The 3,491-nt window shown below is 60.3% G+C and carries 1 protein-coding gene and 2 pseudogenes; 2 read left to right on the top strand and 1 reads right to left on the bottom strand.

Features of this window, described 5'->3' with window-relative positions:
• A pseudogene (locus ACXJKR_RS27480) lies at window positions 1–369 on the top strand (hypothetical protein); the annotation flags it as partial.
• A gap of 64 nt (window positions 370–433) precedes the next feature.
• Here the strand turns inward: ACXJKR_RS27480 and ACXJKR_RS27485 are convergent.
• Window positions 434–1,852: a tyrosine-type recombinase/integrase gene (locus ACXJKR_RS27485; RefSeq protein WP_457325528.1), complete on the bottom strand. Its 1,419-nt coding sequence runs from the start codon at window positions 1,850–1,852 to the stop codon at window positions 434–436.
• Between the two features lie 936 nt (window positions 1,853–2,788).
• On the opposite strand from ACXJKR_RS27485, the pseudogene ACXJKR_RS27490 reads away from it, so the two are divergent.
• A pseudogene (locus tag ACXJKR_RS27490) lies at window positions 2,789–3,491 on the top strand (cell filamentation protein Fic); the annotation flags it as partial.

Here is a 3,491-nt window from a genome sequence, read left to right on the forward strand (position 1 = left end):
ATTGGTATGTCGCATGTGAATGTGGCAGAGCATGGTGAGAAATACCTAGTTATGAGAGCTCTGGCGCACGAAGTTAAGAGAAGGGGTGCGGATGGAGTCGCTCAAATATCTGAAATATGGTCGGCGGAATATGACCCGGCGAATCCTTTCCGTCGAGTCAAAGATGCGCCCGACAAGAAGGAGTTTCTTGCTGCTACATTGGTCACTCAGCTTGGCGACCCAATTGGTCTTGTGGCCGAAATTATCCGTAAGGATGGCGTAGTTGCGCTGGATAAAACTGTTGAACTGAGTGGTCAGGCACCTATTGCGTTCTCCCCGATCTACGAAGCATGGGGTAAGCCCATCCCGGAAGATTGGAAAARGTATTAATGATGGGCGGTGAGCCATGGCTTCGTAGGTCACGCGGTTGTTCCTGCCTCGGCCAACACTAGCATTAGCCCTTTTCGCTTGCGGGAGCAATGGCCGCGTGCTCCAAGATCCATGCCTCTATCTTTTCGTGGTGGAGTCGAAGCAGGTCAAGAGGGCGCCGCTTGTAGTGCTTCTCGGCGGTGGCGCTGGGCTTGTGGCCTTGAATCTGGGCCACTACGCCCGCCGGGACTTCCAGCCACTCGGTCAGGCTGGAGAAGGAGCGGCGAAGGCCATGAAGTGTCATGCCCGGCAGCTTGGCGGCCTCGCAGGCCTTGGTATGCGCGCTGTTGGGCTCGGCAATGTGTCCCGTGGCGCTGGTGTCCTCCCAGCGGCCCTTGCTGGCCTTGCTCGGGGGCACCCAGCGGGCGCTTGCAAACACCCAGACGTTGGCGCGCGGCAGCCCTATGAGCAGGCGCTCGACGTAGGGCGTTAGCGGGATCTCGCGTGCGCCCTCGACCTTGTCGCGGATCGTCATGCTCTTCCACTGGGTGTTGATATCGGCCCACTGCAAACGAAGAACCTCGCCGGGGCGCGCGCCGGTCAGCAGCATGGTCTGCAATGCAGCCGAGATGGCGCCGCTACGCATGGCGCGAACCTGCTTGAACCACGCCTCCAACTGACCCCGCTGAAGCACGTCATCCTTGACTGCGGGTTTGCCGAAGGCTTCCCTGGACCGCATAGTCTTAGCGGGGTTCTTGGCCGGGAGGATCGTGGCGAAGGCGGGCTGTTCGGCGCACCAGGTCAGAAAGACTTTCAACAGCCGCCAGGCCAGGCTTGCGCTGGTCGGACGCGACGCGGCCTCCCGCGCTGCCCATGCTTCAATAGTCGCGGCGTCAAGGCTGGCCAAGGGCAGGGCCATGAGGGGGTGAAGAGGGCCGGGTTGAGTCTTCCCCGTGCCGCGCGTGCCCCGACTGGTGGTCTCGCCGCCGGGAGACGCCTTGCGCGCGTGATCCCGGCGGTGGAGTTCACCCCAATGCGGCGAGCGTTCCTTCACGTAGGCCGACCAGGCCTGCCCGACGGTGACCCCGGCCAGCGCCTGCCGCGCCGCGGCTTCAGCGCGTTCTGCCGCGCGCTGACGGTCTAGGCTGCGTGGGTCGACTCCTCGGTCGCGCAGCACGGCCAAGTTGCGGGCCTCCTTGCGKGCGTCGTYGATGGTCCAAGTGCCGACGGCGCCAATCTTCCGGCGCATGGTCTTTTGGTTGACGCGGGCCTGGAAAACGAAGGTCTTTGCGCCATGCGGCGAGACCCGCACCTGAAGCCCCGCCGCCTCGCTGTCGCGAAGAAAGGCCTGCTTCATGCCCGCGGGGCACATGAGCCTGTCTATCAGGCCTGCTGTGAGGTTATGCGGGATGGACAGGTCGGGGATGTCGGACTTCCGGGGGCGCGCCATGTGCTGCGAAAAGTAGGCGCAGCGTAGGCGCTGCATCGCTATTTTGTTGAACAAGAGTCAACACATGGTACTGTATAAAAGACCAATAAAATCTTCTAAGCCGTTGATCTGCATGGAGAGAATCAACGAAAAGGAACGATGCCCAATGCCAATGTCATGGGACTCATAATCCTTTGGTCATTGGTTCAAGTCTAATACGGCCTACCAACAAAATCAATAGGTTAGCTTCAACATCTGGCCTGCTGTAGGTAGGTGGTGTCAACGCCTGGCTGTTGAGGGTGCAGCAGGGCGGCTGTCCCTCAATCTCGCCGATCGGACGTCGGTCGGATTTCCGCTGCAGGCTGGTCGAGGCATTCGATAGTGAATGGTCGAACGACGGCGACTCCAACAAGCAGTCAGTGCGCCCATGCGGAAATGTGTGGCTGGTAATCACCCGGAATCGGCGTCTAGCAACAGGCTGACGTCGCGGCACCAACGAGCACCAGGGTGGGTGGCCATCATGACCGCTGCCGATCCCCACCATCGGCCCACATGCAGCCATGCTCGCGTCACGCCAGCGGCTAATCAGTGCGGCTTGGACGCGAACTTGCGACACCAAGCGGACATCCTTTACGCCAATCCCCTTCCGAATACGGCTTGTATTTGCAACTCTATTCGCAATCGACCTGGTTTGTTTCTACGCTTTAAAATCAAAGGCTTACATAAACTTCTACGGCCTAGACGGGAATTGCCTTAGCAGCTTTAACGTGTAATAATTCAACGCATAAAACGTGTAATGCCACAGCGGCTTTTACGCTAGTTGCCACAGCACCTCGGACGTGCCGCACCCACATGGCCAGTCCTAACGTCAAACTCGCGACATCGCTTCAGAAGCTCCACGACCTTCAAAAGCAAGGCCGCGTTGTCGTTCGCACCGCTGATCTGTCGCGGACACACCTTGAGCGCTTGGTCGAGAGTGGGCGTCTTCGTCCAATCATCCGCGGCTGGTACATGCCCTCCCGGCCCGAGGAAGACCTTGGCGACACAACAACCTGGTTCGCCTCAATGCGGCACTTCGTTCGCGGCTACTGCGACGAACGCTTCGGCAGCGATTGGCACATCAACGCCGAACTCAGCCTGAAACTGCACACAGGCTCGAGCACGCTTCCGCGTCAGATCCAGGTGAACGCGCTCAAGGGCACCAATAACGCACTAACCTTGCCAGCAGGGACGTCCGTGTTTGACCTGCGCGTCAAGGAGATGCCTCCAGCAGACCAACTCGGCGAGGCCCAGGGCCTGCGCGCTTTGTCGCTGGAGGCTGCCCTTGTGCGAGCTACGCCGAATGTCTGGCAGGCTGATGCGCTCACCATGCAACTCGCGCTCGGCATGCTGAAGGACACCTCCGCCCTCAATCGAATCCTTCTCGACGGCGACCACACGACCATCGCCGGGCGCATCGCCGGCGCTCTCCGCGCCGTTGACCGCGCGGAGCTGGCTGACGGAGTGCTCAAGACAATGAGGTCAGCCGGCCATAGCATCGTCGAGCAAAACCCATTCGACGTGCCGGTCCAGTCTGCTCGAACACTTCCGGAGTCACCGTACTGCGCGCGAATCAAGGCCATGTGGGAGCTGATGCGGGAGCAGGTCATGAAGGCCTGGACAACCCCCGTGCGCACGCAAGGCACGCCGCAGGAATACCTGGACGAAGCTGAGG

The sequence above is a fragment of the Roseateles sp. P5_E11 genome (genome assembly GCF_054049355.1).